This is a genomic window from Streptomyces sp. NPDC029216, from assembly GCF_040648015.1.
Classification (GTDB): Bacteria; Actinomycetota; Actinomycetes; order Streptomycetales; family Streptomycetaceae; genus Streptomyces.
On record NZ_JBEZWL010000058.1, the window covers coordinates 25,783 to 43,829 of the forward strand.

Annotated in this window: 15 protein-coding genes and 3 pseudogenes; 12 read left to right on the forward strand and 6 right to left on the reverse strand. The window is 67.1% G+C overall.

The window, feature by feature from the left end; all coding sequences use genetic code 11:
* The first annotated feature begins 26 nt into the window (after positions 1–26).
* The 3 genes from AB0F18_RS21300 (at position 27) to AB0F18_RS21310 (ending at position 2,346) form a co-directional block, all read left to right on the forward strand.
* Positions 27–1,157 carry a hypothetical protein gene (locus AB0F18_RS21300; RefSeq protein WP_362062935.1) on the forward strand — a complete coding sequence of 377 codons (1,131 nt, stop codon included), beginning with the start codon at positions 27–29 and terminating at the stop codon, positions 1,155–1,157.
* Entirely contained in the window at positions 1,148–1,765 is a 618-nt protein-coding gene (locus AB0F18_RS21305) for a hypothetical protein (RefSeq protein ID WP_362062937.1), read from the forward strand. Before AB0F18_RS21300 ends, AB0F18_RS21305 begins: the two co-directional genes overlap by 10 nt.
* A gap of 299 nt (positions 1,766–2,064) precedes the next feature.
* Positions 2,065–2,346, forward strand: a complete 282-nt coding sequence (locus AB0F18_RS21310; protein ID WP_362062939.1) for a hypothetical protein — start codon at positions 2,065–2,067, stop codon at positions 2,344–2,346.
* A 114-nt stretch (positions 2,347–2,460) separates the two neighbouring features.
* Here AB0F18_RS21310 and AB0F18_RS21315 read toward each other — a convergent pair.
* Positions 2,461–3,098, reverse strand: a pseudogene (locus AB0F18_RS21315) (helicase associated domain-containing protein); the annotation flags it as partial.
* A gap of 93 nt (positions 3,099–3,191) precedes the next feature.
* On the opposite strand from AB0F18_RS21315, the gene AB0F18_RS21320 reads away from it, so the two are divergent.
* On the forward strand, positions 3,192–4,427 hold the full coding sequence (locus AB0F18_RS21320) for an ISL3 family transposase (protein WP_362062941.1): 1,236 nt from the start codon (positions 3,192–3,194) through the stop codon (positions 4,425–4,427).
* A 751-nt stretch (positions 4,428–5,178) separates the two neighbouring features.
* Here the strand turns inward: AB0F18_RS21320 and AB0F18_RS21325 are convergent.
* The 4 genes from AB0F18_RS21325 to AB0F18_RS21340 all read right to left on the reverse strand — a co-directional run bounded on the left by AB0F18_RS21325 (position 5,179) and on the right by AB0F18_RS21340 (position 9,349).
* Positions 5,179–6,348, reverse strand: a complete 1,170-nt coding sequence (locus tag AB0F18_RS21325) for a hypothetical protein (RefSeq protein ID WP_362062943.1) — start codon at positions 6,346–6,348, stop codon at positions 5,179–5,181.
* A 38-nt stretch (positions 6,349–6,386) separates the two neighbouring features.
* Entirely contained in the window at positions 6,387–7,451 is a 1,065-nt protein-coding gene (locus AB0F18_RS21330; protein WP_362062945.1) for a ferritin-like protein, read from the reverse strand.
* Positions 7,452–7,536: 85 nt separating this feature from the next.
* A complete protein-coding gene (locus tag AB0F18_RS21335) occupies positions 7,537–8,244 on the reverse strand; it encodes a BTAD domain-containing putative transcriptional regulator (protein WP_362062947.1) in 708 nt (235 codons plus the stop codon).
* Positions 8,245–8,710: 466 nt separating this feature from the next.
* Complete coding sequence (locus AB0F18_RS21340) at positions 8,711–9,349, reverse strand: hypothetical protein (RefSeq protein ID WP_362062949.1); 639 nt, start codon at positions 9,347–9,349, stop codon at positions 8,711–8,713.
* A 164-nt stretch (positions 9,350–9,513) separates the two neighbouring features.
* Here AB0F18_RS21340 and AB0F18_RS21345 point away from each other — a divergent pair, with 164 nt between their 5' ends.
* The 7 genes and pseudogenes from AB0F18_RS21345 to istB all read left to right on the forward strand — a co-directional run bounded on the left by AB0F18_RS21345 (position 9,514) and on the right by istB (position 16,340).
* Positions 9,514–10,170 (forward strand): hypothetical protein, encoded by a 657-nt coding sequence (locus tag AB0F18_RS21345; protein ID WP_362062951.1) that lies wholly within the window; start codon positions 9,514–9,516, stop codon positions 10,168–10,170.
* Between the two features lie 16 nt (positions 10,171–10,186).
* Complete coding sequence (locus AB0F18_RS21350; protein ID WP_362062953.1) at positions 10,187–10,621, forward strand: hypothetical protein; 435 nt, start codon at positions 10,187–10,189, stop codon at positions 10,619–10,621.
* Positions 10,622–10,831: 210 nt separating this feature from the next.
* Positions 10,832–11,068, forward strand: coding sequence for a hypothetical protein (locus AB0F18_RS21355; protein ID WP_362062955.1), 237 nt, complete (start codon positions 10,832–10,834; stop codon positions 11,066–11,068).
* A gap of 89 nt (positions 11,069–11,157) precedes the next feature.
* Positions 11,158–12,435: pseudogene (locus AB0F18_RS21360) on the forward strand (IS1380 family transposase); the annotation flags it as partial.
* A 325-nt stretch (positions 12,436–12,760) separates the two neighbouring features.
* Positions 12,761–13,852 carry a hypothetical protein gene (locus AB0F18_RS21365; protein ID WP_362062957.1) on the forward strand — a complete coding sequence of 364 codons (1,092 nt, stop codon included), beginning with the start codon at positions 12,761–12,763 and terminating at the stop codon, positions 13,850–13,852.
* Between the two features lie 124 nt (positions 13,853–13,976).
* Positions 13,977–15,571 (forward strand): annotated as a pseudogene (gene istA / locus AB0F18_RS21370) (IS21 family transposase).
* A gap of 112 nt (positions 15,572–15,683) precedes the next feature.
* A complete protein-coding gene (istB, locus tag AB0F18_RS21375) occupies positions 15,684–16,340 on the forward strand; it encodes an IS21-like element helper ATPase IstB (protein WP_362062965.1) in 657 nt (218 codons plus the stop codon).
* A gap of 89 nt (positions 16,341–16,429) precedes the next feature.
* Here istB and AB0F18_RS21380 read toward each other — a convergent pair whose 3' ends face one another.
* Positions 16,430–16,972: a DUF6882 domain-containing protein gene (locus AB0F18_RS21380; protein WP_362062959.1), complete on the reverse strand. Its 543-nt coding sequence runs from the start codon at positions 16,970–16,972 to the stop codon at positions 16,430–16,432.
* 300 nt (positions 16,973–17,272) lie between these two features.
* On the opposite strand from AB0F18_RS21380, the gene AB0F18_RS21385 reads away from it, so the two are divergent.
* Positions 17,273–17,800, forward strand: coding sequence for a hypothetical protein (locus AB0F18_RS21385; protein ID WP_362062961.1), 528 nt, complete (start codon positions 17,273–17,275; stop codon positions 17,798–17,800).
* The last annotated feature ends 247 nt before the right edge of the window (positions 17,801–18,047 follow it).

Consider the following 18,047-nt stretch of genomic DNA (forward strand, 5'->3'; position numbering starts at 1 on the left):
CCCTGAGACCTGCGATGATCCACTGCATGGAGGACTGGAAGCAGCAGGAGCAGGCGACCGCTGAGCGGATCCTAGGGCAGACAGCGGCGCTGCTGAGGCAGCGTGAGGACAGTGACGCGGTGGAACTGTTGGTCTTGGTACGCCGCCTTGGGTTCGAGCAGACCAGCGACGGCTTCGTCGACGAGACGAATTGGCACGACTACTACTGGGCGGCGGTCTTCTTCGTCGAGGAACGCGACCGGGAACGTTTTACTGACGCTGCACTGCTGAACCTCCAGCCGCTGCTTACCGAGGTAGCCAGCCAGAACGGCAGACACGATGTGGACCGCATCTACGTCAAGCCGTTCTTGCCGGAAGTCGACAGCGACTGGCGCCACAGCTTCGCAGACACGGCCATAGGCACCGACCGGACGCTTGCGGCAGAGGGTGAGGAGAACCAGGGGCCGAACAGGGTAGCGCCCGAGGCCGTGCAGGCTCGGACGCAGGGGTACCGGACAGCTCACGAAGGCACCGCGGAACCCGACCGCGTCACCGCGGTTACCCGCCAGCGGCTATTCAGCGCGCTTGCCGACTCCGGGGTCGCGTGGTCCGGCAGTCTGGACGAGGTGGCCTTCCTGTCCCGGCTATACGATTTGGACCGAATGGAGAGCAGCGACTCGCGTTTTGCCACGGCCAAGGGCGACATCATCCAGCACCGGTACAACAACCCGGACGACTGGGACGATGACTGGATCTTCAGAGACAGCCGCTTCCAGCTCGACCAGGGGCCGGACGACGTCCTACTCCGTTTCCTCGAGCAGATGGTCCACCCTGAGGTGCGTACCGACGACAACGAAACCGAGCAACTGCTGGACGTGCTCAACTCCGCACTCGCCCCGGACGGGTTCCGGTTCAGCCCGGCCAACACGATCAGCGGCTTTCCGGTCATAAGGCTTGGCGCATACCCCGCCTACAGCGGGGTCTGTCCGCTCGCCCTCGCGAGACTTCTGTTGCGACGGCCGCATCCTTCGTGGGTCAGGACGGATACGACGTGGTGCGAAGTCAGGCGTCCGGCGATCCCAAGGCATACCACCGCAGCACCTACGCCCTGCCCGGAAGCACCCAGGCAGACGTCTTCAAAGCCACCCACAGGAAAACTGGCGTCACGGTGGCGATAAAGCAGCTGCACGTCAAGAGCCCTATAGGCATGAGAGCTGCTCGCATGAAGCGGGAGATCGAAGCCGGGACCGCTCTCGCAGGACATCCGCATGCCATGCCGATCCTGGACCATGCCACCAATCACATCTGGTTCGTCATGCCTTGGGCCGATAGCACAGCCGAGGACCACTGGGAAGCACTCAGGGATCCCGAGCAGCTGCGACCCTTGGTCAACGCCCTCACCTCAGTCCTGGCCAAGGCGCACGGACTTGGCTGGATCCACCGTGACATCAAGCCGCCGAACATACTCTGGCTGAACGGCCAATGGGTTCTTGCCGACTGGGGCACAGTGCGACGTCCTGCTGGCCAGACCACCAAAGTCGGCCGGACCGCGACGGGCATCGGGACCGTGGGCTTCTCTGCCCCCGAACTGTTCACCAACCCTGACGAGCGCCCCCAGCCCTCCGGCGATATCTACAGCGTGGGCAGGGTGATCGCCTGGGCGCTGACCGGCACCGTGCCCATGCCAACAAGGAGCTGCTCCCGGCCCCCGGCCCTTGGCGCAACATCGTCAGAGCGGCCACGCAGGAGGATCCCTCCCGCCGGCCCCAGAACATCAAAGATCTGACGGCGCTCATCGAGCGTGAGCACGCCGAGATCCCTCTGGATCCTCTGGACCGTGCGACAACACTGCTTGCCCAGGCCAACAGCGGCGACACCAATGCCGCGGATGCGTTCCTCACGCTACTTACTGACCACACCGACGACTACGACCTCTATGTCGACACGCTCACTACCTTCACCACACGCCACGCCGCCTCAGCCCTCGCCAGAGACTTCGTCCAGGCCCGCAGCGTTATGCGGGGGCTGACCGCACACGTCGATGGGGACGGCAAACGGCGGGTGCAGTTCGGGGAGGCATCCCGCGTGGCAATCTGGCTGCAAGGCATCGCCGCCCGCGCGGCCAGCCAGCGGCACTGGGAGCTCCTCGAAGAGGCTATGCAGGCGATCTGCACCTGGGATGGCACGTGGAACCAGTGGAGCGCACAAGACAAGATCGGCCCCTGGCTCGCATCACTCACCGGCGATGCCGCAGCCGTCGCGGCAAGCATCCTTCGTGAATACCCCGACTCTGCACGTCACTTCAGCCATCTCGCCGACGACTCCACCAGCGACCCACGCATCCGCCAGGCAGTGCGCCAGCGCTGACCCGACCGATTCCTCCCCAACGTCGCGCCTTCTGTCCCGGGCGTCAGAGGGCACGGGGAAGGCCCCGGGCATCACGCCCGAGGCCCTCGGTTGCCGGTCCGGCTCAGGGAGCGGTCAGGCCCAGTCGATGCCGAGCTCTCGCAGTGCGTTCAGTTGTTCGGTGGTGAGTTTGTGGCGTCGGGTTTTGGTGTTGGTGACCCACACGCCCAGCTTGACGATCACCGGCTCTGCCTCGCCGTCGACCGCGATCTCCTCGCCGTGGGCGCGCGGCACCGGCCGGTGGGCGCCTTCCCGCTCGACCCACTGCGCAAGGGCCGTCAGACCCCGCTGGAATGCCTGCTGTGCCTTGCTCGGTCCCTTCGCCGTGCGCCCGGCTGCCGGGGCTGGAGGCGGCGCCTGGGCGGGCTTGACGCCCAGGGCGGTCAGCCGCTTCTGCTGCTCGGCAGCAGCCGCGCCCAGGTGGCCGGCTGTTTCTGCTGCTGGAGCCACCGTCCGATGTCGTCGCCGTCCATGAGGACGCCGGGGGCGATGTCGGGCAGCTGGCCGTCGGCGTCGACCAGGTCTGCCAGGACGCGGTGGTGGCGTTGCCAGTCGAGTGGCCAGGGGCAGTTCCAGTCCTTGTCGATCGCGGCGAGCTGCGCGCCCCGGGTCGCCGCGGTGTCCTCGTCCTTCCCGAGTCCGTTCTTGGCGCCCTTGCGCCGGAGGTTGGCCATGTACTGCCCGATGGGCACCATCTCGTCGTCTTCGCCCCACCTCTGATGACGCTCTTGAATCTGGCTGTGGCGGATATTTCGTGACGGTCAGTTCTAAACATCCATCATGACCGGCAATGTCCCTTCATCAGCATGGTGTTCGTGGGGGACGAACGGTTCTGGGATCTGGTGTGGCCTGACGTCGAGGGCCTGGTCATCGACGCGGTGGACGTCGTTGGGAACGCAGTGTGGATCGACCTGCATGCTCGGCAGCAGACGGTGACGTGCCCCTCGTGCGGCGTGACCGCTTCACGCGTGCACAGCACGTACATGCGGCGCTTGGCGGACCGCCCGCTGGGCGGGCGGCGGGTGCTGCTGCGGCTGCGGGTCCGCCGGTTCTTCTGCGACAACCGCCTGTGCTCCCGCCGGACGATGGCGGAGCAGGTACCGAGCTTGACCACGCGGCACCGGCGCCGAACCACGGCCCTCGCCCGGATGGTGCAGGCGATCGGGCTGGCCGTCGGCGGCCGGGCTGGTGCCCGGCTCTCCGGCTACCTGCCGGTGCGGACGAGCCGGGACGTGATCCTTGGGGAACTCCGAAAGCTCCCGGACCCAGCGTCCGCCCAGGTCAGGGTGCTGGGGATCGACGAGTTCGCGTTCCGCAGGGGCGCGACCTATGGCACCGTCCTCATCGACGTCGAAACGCGACGGCCCATCGACCTGTTGCCCGACCGCACCGCGGACACCGTGGCCTCCTGGCTCGCCGACCACCCCGAGATCGAGGTCATCTGCCGGGATCGGTGCAGCACCTTCAGCCAGGCCGCCGCCCGGGCGGCACCCGACGCGATCCAGGTCGCAGACAGGTGGCACTTGCTCCGCTCGCTCGCCCGTGCCGTCGAACGAACCGCCCATCAGCACCGCGTCTGCCTGCGCAAGGACGCCGAGACCGGCGAGACGGACCAGCCCCAGGAGCCCTCGGACCCCGCGTCCCTGGCGGCGTTGATCGGGCCGCCGGAGCCGAGCGACCCACCGGACGGGCAGCTCCTGGCCCGCGTCCGCCAGTGGCACACCGACATCCACCAACTACGCGAACGCGGCTGGACGATCAGCCGAATCGCCGACCGCCTGGGCCGGGACCGCAAGACCGTCCGCCACTACCTCACCACCGACCTCGACCAGATCCTCGCCTCCGCCCGCGAACGCCGCCCCAACGGCCACATCAACCGCTTCAAGCCCTACCTGCAACAACGCTTCCGCGGCGGCGCCACCAACGCCGCAGCTCTCTTCCGCTTGCGGCTTTGCCGCCTCTCGCCGGTAGAGCCGGGTCGTGGCCGGTTGGAGCAGTCCACCCTGCCAGGTGATGCCGCCTGTGGTGGCATCACGCCATGAAAGACCCCTTCGCCTCCGCGGAAGCATCTTCTCTGCTGGCCCCCGGGGGGTTCGTAGACCGGCACACCGCGCGCCGCGCCGTCGCCGGCCGTGCCCTCGATCGCGCCGACCTGGTGAACCTGCTCGACCTCCTCGGCCTGTGGCCGGGTGACGATGCGCCTTCATCAGGCACGCGGGCGGATTCCAGGCAGCGAGGGGAGCGGCCTGGCTGACACACCCCTGCCCCCCCCGGTGACGGAACACCTGCCGTCGGCGGACATGTCATAGCGAGCAGGCAGAATCGAACCGCAATGAACTCATCAACATCTCCAACTTCCTTGGCAGACCGCGACGTCGAGGGAGACCGTAGGCCACCGATCCGGTCGCGCGTCAGGCACGGCAGCCCCAGCTGCGCCGACTACGGCTGCACACGTGCGGAGTGCAAGGCCGCCGCCCGGCGGGCCCGCGCCCGGCGCGACCACGACCTCAAGGCCGGCCGCCCCGCCCGCGTCCCCTCCGCTGCCACTGCCGCCCGTGCCCGCCGGCTCCAGGAGACCGGCCTGTCGGCAGCGGACATCGCCGAGATCTCCGGAGTCGCCGTCACGCTGATCCGGCGCCTCCTGCGCCCCGACGGAACACCTGCCAACATCCACCGCACTACCGCGGACGCCATCCTCGGCATCCCTCTGAACACCACGCTCCGACGCGGCCGACTGATCCCCGGGCTGGTTGCGGCAGAGCGAGCCGCCGCTGGATCCGGGGGAGCGGGGGGCTAGAGCAGGTTGAGGTCGAGGTAGTCGAGAACCCAGGAGATGGGAGTGGCGTAGGACACCTGGGTGAAGGGGTTTCCTCCGACCAGCAGACCCACCGGGTTGACGGTCGAGTCGTAGGCCCAGACGACCGCACCCGAATCGCCGTGCGTGGAGAATGTGTAGCCGGGGTTCCTGATGGCGATCTGCCCGTCGAAGGGCAGTCCGCCGATCAGGCCGCCCCAGTAGGGGTCCTCGACCTTTCCGTAGGTGGTCTGTGTGATGCAGCCGGTCTTGCCGACCCACATGTTCATCGTGGCCCCCTGGGCCACACTCCCTATGCCGTAGAACTGGGGGCCGATCCCGGACACCATGTGTACCTGGAGCTGGCTCTGCACCACCTGATCGGGGTAGCACCAGGCCCGGGCGCAGTCGGCGTAGTTGTTGACTGTAAACGTCAGGTCGAGGCGGTAGAACTTGTCCAATATCGCGATCCGGTCGTCAGGGCAGCGGCCCCCGTCGGCGCCGGAGGGCTGCACGATGCAGGAACCGCTGGCGGCGGAGTTCACGTTGGCGATGACGTGGTTGTTGCTGACCAGGAAGATCTTGCCGGCATCCGCCGGGTCGCGGCCCCGGCCGAAGAACCCCAGAGTGCCCTGCACCCCGGAGTGATGGCTGATGGAGACTCCGCCCCCGGCCGGCCGCTGCCGGTGTGTGAGGTTTTGCAGGCTGATGATCCCGCTGTGGACGACGTGCAGGGGCAGGTCTCCGGCCGCGCGGACCCCGAGGCCGTCGACGACGAGTGCCCGTGCCGTATCGGCCGACACCGGCTCCGCCACGTACACGCGCAGCACCTCCGTGCCCGGCACGACCTCGTCCTCCGGCTCGCTCAACCCCCAGCCGAGCCCCTGGACGTTCCCCACGCCGACTAGATGGTCGGCGGGACGTGTCTGCCCCGGTCGCTGTCGGCTTCTCGCCCAGGCGAACAGCGCTTCCACGGCTTCGTCCCGCACGCTGCGGATTCTGAAGTCGCTCAGACCGCTCGCCCGTTCCACCGCCGCCCTGCTCGCCTCCGACGGCGGGTACGGGGCCACCCGGAAGCTCTCCGGTTCCTGGCCCGGGCTGCCCTCCGGAGGCAGATCCGGCGGGACCTCGAAGGGCCGGTCACCCGAGCCCAAGCCCTGCTCACTCATGACACTCGTTCCTCACCGGGCCGGCCCGCCGGTCGGTCCTAGTCATCGATGTACCGGAACTCCGGTCCGTAGGTCTTGCCGCCGCCGCCCGGGACTTCGCGGAGCATCAGGGCCCGAGCCGGTCCCTTGAGACCGACCATCTTGAAGACGGCTTCGTCGAGGAGGCCAGTCGCCGTGTCCGGGTCGTTCGCCTGCCAGGCGTCCTCCAGCAGGTCCAGCATCCGGCTGTACGCCTGGTTGCCCTGGTCCAGCAGGTCTTGTGTCTCGGCGTCGGGGGTCGGCTGCCCCGGCGCTCCCCAGCCGTCGTCGGGCACCGTGCCCATCGGGCGGGTGCCGGGCATCGCGATGACGTCCCCGGTGAACTCCCACCGGTCCGGGTTCTCGGCGACCTTGACCAGCTTGCGGCCGTGGAAGAGCTCCCGGAAGACGTAGAAGTGGGCGAGCTCGTCGGTCACTCCGGGGTGCGGGTTCTCCGGCGAGGCGGAGGTGCCCTCGCCCTGCTCCTTGATCACCTCGATGGCCGCCTCGACGTCGGCGAGCGAGTTGAGTGCCACGAGGCTGTTTCCCGCGCCATGGTGCTGCATGTCCCGTTCGAGCTGGTGAGCCCCGGTGATCAGTTCCGCGTGGTCCTGGAACGCCTCCAGGATCGCGGTGTAGAACGCGCCGATGGAGGTGTGCGACCGGGCCTCCGCGATCGGGTCGTCGGGCTCCTCGATCTGCGCGAACAGATCCAGGGACTCCTTCGACAGCCCGCTCAGGAAGACGGTCAGCGACGGACGTACGCCGCCGGGCAGCGGACCGGGGTACTTCGGCACCGTGTGCACGTCGCCGAGGCGGGGGACTCCGCCGATGGTGGTGAGCATGTTCCCGGCGAGGCCGAGGTGGGACATCTCGTCGAAGACGATCCGCTTGAACGCCTTCAACACGGTCCCGCTCTGGGGCTCGATGGACCACATCGCGGACAAGTACGGGGGAAGGGTAGCGAGTTCCAGCATCAGCGCCTGCTGAAGCGACTCCTTCAGCCAGTCGGCGTCGCGGCGCTCGGCGGGCTTCTCCATCAGTTCGACGATCCGGTTGCTCCGGTATTTGAGAAGCGACGTCATGGATAGCCCCTTCCGTGCCGCTTTTGCGCCCTTTTGTTCATGGAAAAGGGTAGGCGGGTGCCGTCAGCGCCTTGTCATTGCGCCGTCATCGGTAGGCCGCCGGAATCATCCGGGCGAGCTGAGCGGACGGCTCCAGGCCCAGCTCGTCCCGGAGCAGCAGCCGGTACGCGCGGTAGTGCCGTACGGCCTCGATCACATTGCCCTCCGACAGGTGCGCCGCTACGACCGCCCGGTGCGCGCTCTCCCGGAGCGGCTCGATCCGTACACTCGCAAGCGCCGCCTCCAGGGCCAGAGCCGGGCTGCCCTGCCGGGTCAGCCTGTCCGCCAGGGCGTCCAGCGCGTGCAGCCGCAGCTGGCGCAGCCGCTCACGATCGAGGAGCACCCACTCCTCGTCCCAGCCGGGCAGCAGCTCACCGCCGCCCAGCAGGACCGGTGGCGCGGGGTCGTGCGGGGGCGGAGCCTCCGCACGCACGACGCTGAGCGCCGTCTCGGCCAGGGCGTGGGCGTCCACCCGCAGGGCGTCGGTGAGCGCCACGGACTCCCCGCTGCACCGCACGAGCGGCCGGTCGCCGTGCGGCAGCTTCCACAAGGTGGTGCGCAGACTGCCCCGAGCATGCTCCTCGGTGACATCGGGCCACAGCGTCCCGGCGAGGACGCTGCGACTGACGCGCCCGCGCAGCCCGACGAAGGCGAGGAGCCGCTGCGCGTTGCCGCACAGATCTACTGGCCCGGCGGTGGACTCCAGACGGAACTGGCCGAGCAGCCGCAGCTGAGGAGGAGTGACGGTCGACATCTGCCCTTCTCCCAGGGTGCGTTGGCGGGAACGACCGAGCCGAGCAGGCGTCTTCCACCGTACGTCGGGAGACCGGTGGCGGCGCGCCGAGCCGGGCCTTCCGGGCCACCAGAGCCAGCAGACCCCGCAAAGTAGTCCCGCATCCGCCACCGCAGATCCGCCCGCCCGAACCGGAGCGGGCGGGGATCGAGGGGCCCTCGCCCTTCTACTACGGCCTCAAGGCTGTCGAGCTCGAATCCGCAGTTAACTCCGAGTGCGGCCGTCCGGGAACAGGCGACTCCTAAACATGCGAGTGCACCAGTCTCCTGCCTCGAATACCGATCGCTTCGAATAGCGCCTCCCGCCAGCTGGTGCGCGTTGTCAGCTGCCGGTGACGGGCCTCGCGTACTGTCACGCGCTTCCTGGCTGGCTTGGCTGTCAGGCGGACAAGGGATGGTCAGTGGCGGGCGACGGTAGAGGATGCCGTTCAAACAGGCTTGGGGGTGCTGGCGCACAACTTGGCTGTGGCTTCTATGCCTCTGCGGACTCCGGACCGCCAGATAGTGCCTGTGGTCGTGACCTTGGCGGCCAGATGGCCATAGATCTCGAGGGCGTCGTCCAAGCCTGTGGGGGAGCAGCGTCGCTTGGACAATATCAGCCGATGTCGCTCGTGCCAGTCGTACAGTTCGCGGATCGCTGGCGCTGATGTGTGCCAGCACGCTGCGCGTACCTGGTTCTCCAGGCAGGCCGGCAGGCGGAAGGTCAGCTTCTCCGGGTAGCCGCCTTGCTTCGCACCCGGCCAGCGCCCTGTGTTGCGGGCTTTCGGCGGGTAGAGCGGCCAGGGGTGGTCCCAGCCCCGCTCCTTCAACTCCTGCCGTACACCGAAGGCTACCAAGGCATCCAGAGTGTCTAGCAGTTCGCCCTCGTTCCGTATGACGGACAGCCTCTTGCGCCAGGCAGCGCGTACCTCGGCGGCGAAACGGCGGCTGAGCCGCTGGGTGCTCCATTGGGAATCGGCCGCAATAGCTGCCCGCCGCTTCCGTTCCCGCTTCAACAATTCATTCAGCTCGCCCCGTGTTCCGTAAGCCACTCGAGCGGTAACTGGAACCGTGCCTTCATCTTTCATGGCGCTCATCATGCACTACTTAGCTTGCAAGTTTCGGGGCGTCAAACAAGCCGATTAATCGGTGAACTCTCGAGTTGCAGGCGTAACTGGACATGTGCAAGCTGGTGTTCAATCGGGAAATCCGACCACGTGCTCCTGATGTGGAACACGAAAGGAAGAGGGAAATGACCACCACTCCGTCAGTGATCCAATCCTCGTTCGAGGTGCACAGTCCTGAGGCAGCGTCAGACCAATGGCGTCGCCTCGCCGGAATCGATTCCGGCCTCGAGGCAGTCATGAGTGCTCTGCCGAGCCGGATGCGCCTGGCCAAGGACGAGCCGCTACGCGAAGGGAAGGCCATCGGCTTCGCTTCCACTACCACCCTGGACGGCCCCCTCCCCGTGCCCGCCGGCGTCTCCGTGCGGGAAGAGGTGACCAAGTTGAACCACCTCATGGTCGCCAGAACCTTCGAAGGTCCGAACGGCGCGCAAGTGGCCGCTTGCGCGACCCTCATCGAGGTGCCGGGAACGGACCTCAAGACGGTGGACGTGTTCGTCCTCGAATCCCAGGACGGCGACCTCCTCAACGCGAAGGAACTTGTGGTCGCTTCGGGCGTTCTCGAGGAGCGGGACGGCTGGTGGGACGCGCTGACCGGATGCCTCGGCCGCGACTGCGGCGGCGTCTGTCTGAGCGCCGCGCTCACCTGCCCGAAGGTGAACTGGGCTGCTTTCCTCATCTGTCTCGCCGGCCGGTGCGGGGTGTGCGTGCTGAAGTGCGCCGCCTGCGCCACGTGCGACTGCTCCTGGTGGTGCAAGTGGGCGGCCGGATGCTGTGACCAGTGATCGAAAAGGGGAACACGTGAACGCAGTACGCTGGATGGAGATTCCCGTCCAACCAGCCTCAGGAAAAAACGAATCGCCTACCGTGAAATACGGGATCGGTAACTCGGTAGTGGTGTACGGAATCGATTCGGCGTACGTAGGATGCGCCGACGAAGTCACTATCGCCGAACTGCTCCGGCATCCCGACGTGCGCCCGCTGAATGCGGACGACCTGCGGCGAATCGATCCTCTTCCGGGCCTGCCGCTGACATGGGAGAGCCTGGAAGCTCAAATCCCTGGCCAAAGCAGCCAACATCACCTCCGGGGCGGTGTAATCGGCCTGGGCGACCTCATTTCATCGATCACCCGGCGAGCCCGCATCCCTGAATGCGGTGCCTGCACGCGTCGCCGCAAAGGGCTGAACCGCATCACCGTCTGGGGATGGTGGCGAGCCCGCCCAGCAGAAGCCTGAAGCAGAGCGCCCTTGCTCCACGCTGCGTGGGGCACAGCTAGCTGTGCCCCACGCCTTCGTGGCCAGAGCCGTTGCGCAACGAAGTGAACGGCTTTGACCACCCGCAGACAGCCCCAGAAGTGCACTGATCCGGTCCCCCCCCCGCACACAACGGATTCAGCACCCTGCTCAGGGTGTTCATCGGACAACCATCAGTCCAGGAGGTTCGGCATGGCCAATCAAGGTGACAACAAGATCGCTGCCGATCGCGTCTTCTCCGTCGAGGAGGGCATCCAGCTGAAGAAAGAGGTAACTCTGCGCAACGAAGCCAAGAGGTGGCGTTGGATGGGCAACTATGGAAGCCCTGAGGATGCTGCCGCTGTTGCGAATGCGGCACCGCCGAGTCTGGCCGGAGAAGTGATGTTCACGATCAACGGCGGCTTGGTGCCGGCGTGGATGTTCTATTAGCCTCGCCGTTTCACTTGGGACGGCTGGCTGTGGGGCGGAAACGCGAAAGTGCCTTCCTGACCTGGAAAGATGAACCTTGCTGAGGGGTTCTGTCGGTCCAGGCGGAGGGCACTTTCTACGTGCAGGCTATCGGGTTGCGTCCCAGGGTCCAGGTCAGTGCCGATGGTTCGGGGGTGGTCGGTCATGCCGGGGCACGGTTGCTGGCTGATCTCGCTGATGCCACCGGGCTCACCGCCGCGTACTCCACCGCGCTCAGGCCGCTCCGGCCGCGCGGGACCGGGCATGATCCGGGCCGGATCGCCACCGATCTGGCGGTGATGCTCGCCGACGGCGGCGAGGCCCTTGCGGATCTGGCCGTACTGCGCGACCAAGCAGAGGTGTTCGGTTCGGTCGCCTCGGCCCCGACTGCCTGGCGGCTGCTCGCCGACACCGATGGGAGGGCACTGTCTTCTCTGCGCTCGGCCCGTGCTCAGGCCCGGGAAGTGGCCTGGCTGCAGGCCGCCGAGCAAGGCGAGGGCATTCCCGCAGCCCGTGCCGCGGGACGCATTCTGCCCGGGCTGGTCCTGGACCTCGACGCCACGCTGGTCACCTGCCACTCTGAGAAAGAGCAGGCCGCACCCACGTATAAGGGCGGCTTCGGCTTCCACCCGCTGTTGTGCTTCCTGGCCAACACGGGCGAGGCACTGTCCGGCCGGCTGCGGCCCGGGAACGCTGGCGCCAACACCGCCGCCGACCACATCACGGTGCTCGACCAGGCACTCGCGCAGATCCCCGACGCCCACCGGCACGGCACCGACATCCTGATCCGCACCGACAGTGCCGGATCCGCGAAAGCCTTCCTCGCCCACGTCCGCGACGTGCGGAAGCGAGGAATCCGTACCTTCTTCTCGGTCGGATACTCCATCACCGAGCCGGTCCGCCGCGCTGTCCGGGCCATGCCCGACCGTCTCTGGCATCCCGCCCTGGACCAGGACGGGACTCTGCGTGGTGGCGCCGAGGTCACCGAGCTGACCGGCATGGTCGACCTGACCGGCTACCCGGCCGGCACCCGCATCATCGTGCGCCGAGAGCGGCCGCACCCCGGCCCCCAGCTGTCCCTGTTCGACCAGGACGAGGGCTTGCGGCATCAGGTGTTCCTCACCGACACCCCGTCCTGCGGTGGTGGTTCCGCCCAGTTCCTGGAGGTTCGCCACCGCGGGCATGCCACCGTCGAGGACCACATCCGGTGCGGCAAGACCACCGGCTTCGGCCGCTTCCCCTCCCGCGACTTCGACATCAACACTGCCTGGCTCGAACTCAGCCTCGCGGCAATCGATCTGCTGGCCTGGACCCGTGTCCTGCTGCTGGACGGCGAACTCGCCACAGCCCTGTCACGAAGCCCGGCGACATCAGCGCCCGTGCCGCGGCATCCTTCGGGGTCGCACGGGAAACCCTTCAGGTCACGACGGGTACCCGCCCCACGACCGCAGCCAGCGGCTCTGGTGCCGGCATGACGATGCGGACTGCTGGCGACGAGGCAGTGGTGACCGTGGCGTCATCAGCCGCTAACCACGGCCTGGAGCAGCGCGGGTTGACGTTCCATGGCTTCCGGGCCACCTATTCGGCCACCAGCGGCCAGCTCGTGGACGCCTGCTGGGGGCAGCTGTGCCGTCGCTGACACCAGCTGCCCAGCCTCTAGTCAAGGAGTCCTCCGTGCCGGACGCCAGCCTGGCCATACCCGGCCGCCCACGCCGACGTCGTACCGCGGTGGTAGCCCTGTCATCTGTACTGACCCTCGTCGCTGGCCTCGGCTCAGCCGCTGCCGCCCACGCACAACCGGCTGCGCCGTACGGCCCACGAGCCACGGCGGCTGTGGCACAGCAGGAAGACCTGCGGACCGAGTGCGCCAAACAGCCGGAGGCGAAATCACGGAAGGGCTGGGTCAAAAGCCGCTTCGAAACATGCGTCTTCCAGCCCGTCTATCTCAAGCTCATGGACGACAAGGGGCGGATGCGCGGAGAGCTCTGGTTCGACCTGTGGATCCTTGGGTTCTCCTACGATGGGTCCCGGCGTGTCGATTACACGAGCAGCATCGAGAACATCCACACCAAGGCTGTAGCCGGCGAGAACCCCGCGAACTGGAAAATCAGGCAGAGCTTCAGCCGCACCATCAACGCCTCCCAGAGCGACCCGAACCCGAAGATGACCGAACCCTCGGTCACCAGTCGCGATGAGAACATCGCGCAGTGGACAGCCAAGCCCTTCTGGCAGCTCGACTACACCTCGCCCGACACGGGAAAGCTCGACCCTGTCAACAAGCAGGTCGTATCCGGGATGGTCAGCCTGGAGATGCAAGTCACCTCGCCCACAGCGGTGCCCTGGACCGACCCCGTCATGGCCTACTCCAGCGTCCGCTTCGACTACGCCGGGCCGACAGCCGGCAAGTACAAGGGCACTGTGTTCAGCGAAGCGCGGGTCGAGCTCGTGATGAGCCTGAAAGACCCGGCGGTAGACCAGAGCGCCCGCCACATCCTTGACGCCCAGCAGCTTCCCGAGCGCACCTTCCCGTCCTGGGCCGGCAAGACCGTGCCCGGTGCCACCGAACCCCTGCACCGCCTTGTCAACAGCGACCAGCAGGCCGAAAACCGCAAGAAGGCGATCGCCACCTGCAACGACGTCTGGGGCGACTACAGCGGGACAAAACTCCAGTGTGACGAGTACCCCTTCGCTTCTGTGAGCGTTCACGTTTTTCCCAATCTCGGGTGGTTTGAGCGTCATGTAATTCCTCATCCCGACTTCTCCTAATTGGCCATGGGTACGACGGAGTTCGGGATCGAGGGACCTGGTCATCGCGGAGGCGCGTGGGCGGCCCTGGGCCTGTGGTTCGGAAGGCCGATGGTCAGCCCGGATGGCAAGGAGAACGTTCGTCGTGGTCGACATCACCGAGATCTACGTCCACTGGTACGCGGGCCGCTCGAAGAGCGAGCTGGCCGCGTCGCTGGGGGTGGACCGCAAGACGATCAGGAAGTACCTGGAGCCGGCGGAGGCGTCCGGGATCACGCCGGGCGGGCCGCCGATGCGGGAGGCCGATTGGGCCAAGCTGATCAAGAGCTGGTTTCCCGAACTCGCTGACCGGCGGCTGCGGCAGATCACCTGGCCTGACATCGACCAGCACCGCGACTACATCAAGAACCTGCTGGGGACGGTGACCGTCTCCACGATCCACCAGCGGCTGCGGGACGAGCACAAGCTGGACGTGTCGATCTCCTCGTTCCGCCGTTGGGTGCACGCCACGCTGCCCGATGAGACGACAAGGTCGCAGGTCACGGTCTTGCGCGATGATGTCGAGCCTGGCTCGGAGGCTCAGATCGACTACGGGCACCTGGGCCAGTGGACCAATCCGAAGACGGGCAAGCGGCACCGGATCCGGGCCTTCGTGATGGTGCTGCCTTGCTCGCGGCACAAGTTCGTCCGCCCGGTCCTCTACCTGCACCAGCATGCCTGGACCGAGGCCCACGTCGCCGCCTTCCGCTACTTCGGGGGCGTCCCTCGCCGGCTGGTGCCGGATAACCTGCGGACCGGCGTCGACAAGCCTGATCTCTACGATCCGAAGATCAACAAGGCGTATGCCGAGCTCGCCACCCACTACGGGGCCTTGGTCGATCCGGCCCGCGCGGCCCGGCCCAAGGACAAGCCGCGGGTCGAGCGGCCGATGCCCTACATCCGTGACTCGTTCTGGCGGGGTCGGGAGTTCACCTCGATCGAGCACATGCAGGCCGAGGCTGTGACCTGGAGCCAGAAGGTGGCGGGCCGCCGGCAGTGCCGGCCGTTGCAGGAGCCGCCCCGATGGCGGTGTTCGAGGCCGTCGAAGCCGAGACCCTGCTGCCGCTGCCGCCCACCCCGTTCGTGCTGGCCCGCTGGTCGACGGCGCTGGTCGGGCCGGACATCCACATCAAGGTCGGCCGCACCCTCTACTCGGTTCCCTGGAAACTGATCGGCCGCAGGGTCGACGTCCGCTCGACCGCCACGATGGTGCAGATCTTCCTCGACGGCGACCTGGTCAAGACCCACGTGGCACTTGAGCAGGGCAAACGCACCGACAGGACCGACTATCCGCCGGAGAAGATCGCCTTCCAGATGCGCACGCCGATCTGGTGCCGGACCCAGGCATCCGAGGTCGGAGACGCCTGCCGGACCGTCGTCGACCAACTGCTGGAGGTCAACGCCCTCTACCGGCTCCGCGCCGCCCAGGGGATCCTCGGTCTGAAGAAGAAGTACGGCGACGCGAGGCTCGAGGCCGCCTGCGCGAGGGCCATCACCGTCGGAGATCCGTCCTACCGCACCATCAAGGGCATCCTGATCGCCGGCACCGAGACCGATCCGGAGCCCGAATCCAGCGGCGACGCGGGAGCCGCAGCCTTCCTCCACGGGCCCAAGCGGCTGTTCGCCTCCGTCGCCCCGTCCGAGACGGCGGACGAGATCCACGACGACCAGGTCCACGGCGAAGCTGAGGGAAGCATCTGATGAGCGTGATGGATTCTGCCCTGCGTGAGTCGCTGAAGTCGCTGCGGCTCTCGGGGATGCTGGAGACCCTCGATGCCGCCTGGCTCAGGCCCACGGCGGCGAACTCGGGCATCTGGACTTCCTCCAGGTCCTCTGCCAGGACGAGATCACCCGCCGTGAGACGGTCGCTTTCCAGCGGCGTCTGGCGCGGGCGAAGTTCGAGCAGCAGGTCACCCTGGAGGAGTTCGACTTCACCGCCTCCTCGAAGCTCCCGGCCGCCCAGATCCGCGACCTCGGGGCCCTGCGCTGGCTCCATTCGGGCGAGTCGGTCATCCTCTTCGGCCCGGTCGGGGTCGAAAAGACACACGTCGCCCAGGTCCTCGGCCATCTTGCGGTTCGCCAGGGCGCCCACGTCCGGTTCGACAAGACCAGCCGGATTCTCGCGGACCTCGCCGGCGGCCATGCGGACCGCACCTGGGACAAGCGGATCCGTGAACTGGTACGGCCCGACGTGCTCATCCTCGACGACTTCGCCATGCGCCAGCTCGGAGCGTCCCAGGCCGATGACCTCTATGAGCTGGTCAGCGAACGGCAGGGACGGTCTTTGATCATCACCAGCAACCGGGCGCCCAGCGACTGGTATCCCCTCTTCCCGAACCCGGTCGTCGCCGAGTCGCTGCTGGACCGGCTGATCAACACCAGTCACCAGGTCATCATGAACGGCCCCAGCTACCGCCCGAACAAGCGGCCCAGGAACCCCACTGACAAGAACGGAAAGACGACCTCATAGGGAGATCTGCCCACCGCATCACTGGGGTCGGTGCCTGCCCTGCTGAAGGCCAGGCACCGATCCCTCACGGCACCGCGCTGCCGGTTCCGCTAGTCGATATTGATGTTGAAGGTGGACGTGCTGCCATCCGCAGCGGTCAACGTGACCGGCCCGAACGTGATGATCGCGACGGAGTTGCCGCCCGGGCCCCTATAGAAGCCGGCTGCCCTGGTGATCCGGACGGCCAGAGCCGCGAGGGTTGCCGCCGTCTGCTCGTCGGCGTCGACCTTCGGTTGGGCCAGAGCGTGATGGCCATGTGCTTCTGCCCAGTCCCGAACGCTTCGGGCGTCGCGGCTCATCTCCGGGAGGATGCTCTCGTTCGCCCAGGCCCACAGCCACGAGCCCGACGAAGGGCTGAAGCTCGCCAGGATCTGCGCGGGCGCCGTCGCGGTCTTCTCGGGGAAGGTCCACGTGATGAGGCCCGTCCTCTGATCCAGGCCCCAGCGGTCCGCCGAGCCCAGCCCCCAGGACACGTGCGCCCGAGCCAGCTGGTCGATCGCGTCTTCGCCCTGCAGCAGCAGCGTGCTCAGGTCAGCCGGATCCACTCCCTGAGCAGGGCTCTCCGACTTCCTGGCCCGCTTGAACAATCCCATGCCGCGAAGTCTGCCAGAGGCCGCAGACCACCCGACGACCCCCTCATGCCCAGGCCCCACGCCAGCCGACCAGGTGGGGAATTACGTGAACTTACCCCTGGGGAATAACGCGAACGTTCACAGCTTCGACCAAGGAAGGCGCTAACGCCCCGGGCAACCGGTGCTCCGCCCGGCTCATCGAGGGCAGCGACAATGAAACGGGCGGCCGCCGCCTCAACGAGATGTTCACCCTCAACCGCATCATCGACGGAGACCCGTTCTACGTGAAGATCACTCCTTGACCTCCTAGGGAGACCGCAGATGCCTCTCATTGCCGACTGCAGCATCACCGCACGACCAGACCGCGGAATCATCGAGGTCTACGACTCGGACGCCTACATCGGCGACGACGAAGCACTGACGGAGTCAAGGAGCCAGGTGGTCGCCGGAAACGGCTATCACCTGTACCTGCACAGCCTTCAGCCGGACATCCCGGTACAGATCAACATCAGGATCTGGGATGCTCCGCAACCACCACCCGCAGACGCCGAAGGCGCGACCACGGTGACTCTCGAAGCGGAAACCGGCCTGCTCGTCGTCAACCAGCTCACCTACGGACCGGCTGGCGATATGACCCTGCCGCGCTCCGGAGTCTACGGCGGATACGCGACATGGACCGGACGGCAGGACACCGCCGCATATCACGAAGCGATGATCCGGCGTGCCGTTCAAGAACAGTGGGGCCCCGACCAGATCGGGGCATCGTGGGAACAGTGTTCGTCCACAGAGCAGTACACCCTCGACCTCTGGTTCGTCCGCGAATCCGAACTCGACGACGAGGATGACTGACAGCCGCATCGGACCCTCGGGAGCACGAGCGTGTCGAGCAGTCGCCTCACTGGGCGGCTGCTCGACAGGCCGGACGGTATGTACCCGACTCGCCGTCTTGCCTCTCGAGTCTCCTGAGGCGCCAGCCGGGTTCAGATCCCGGCGAGGCTGAGGCAGCGAGGCCCGACGGCCGCACGTCGGGTCTCGGGCCTCGCGACGGGGGCTCGTCGCAGACGGACCCCGCTGCGACACCTTCACGCCGGCGCGG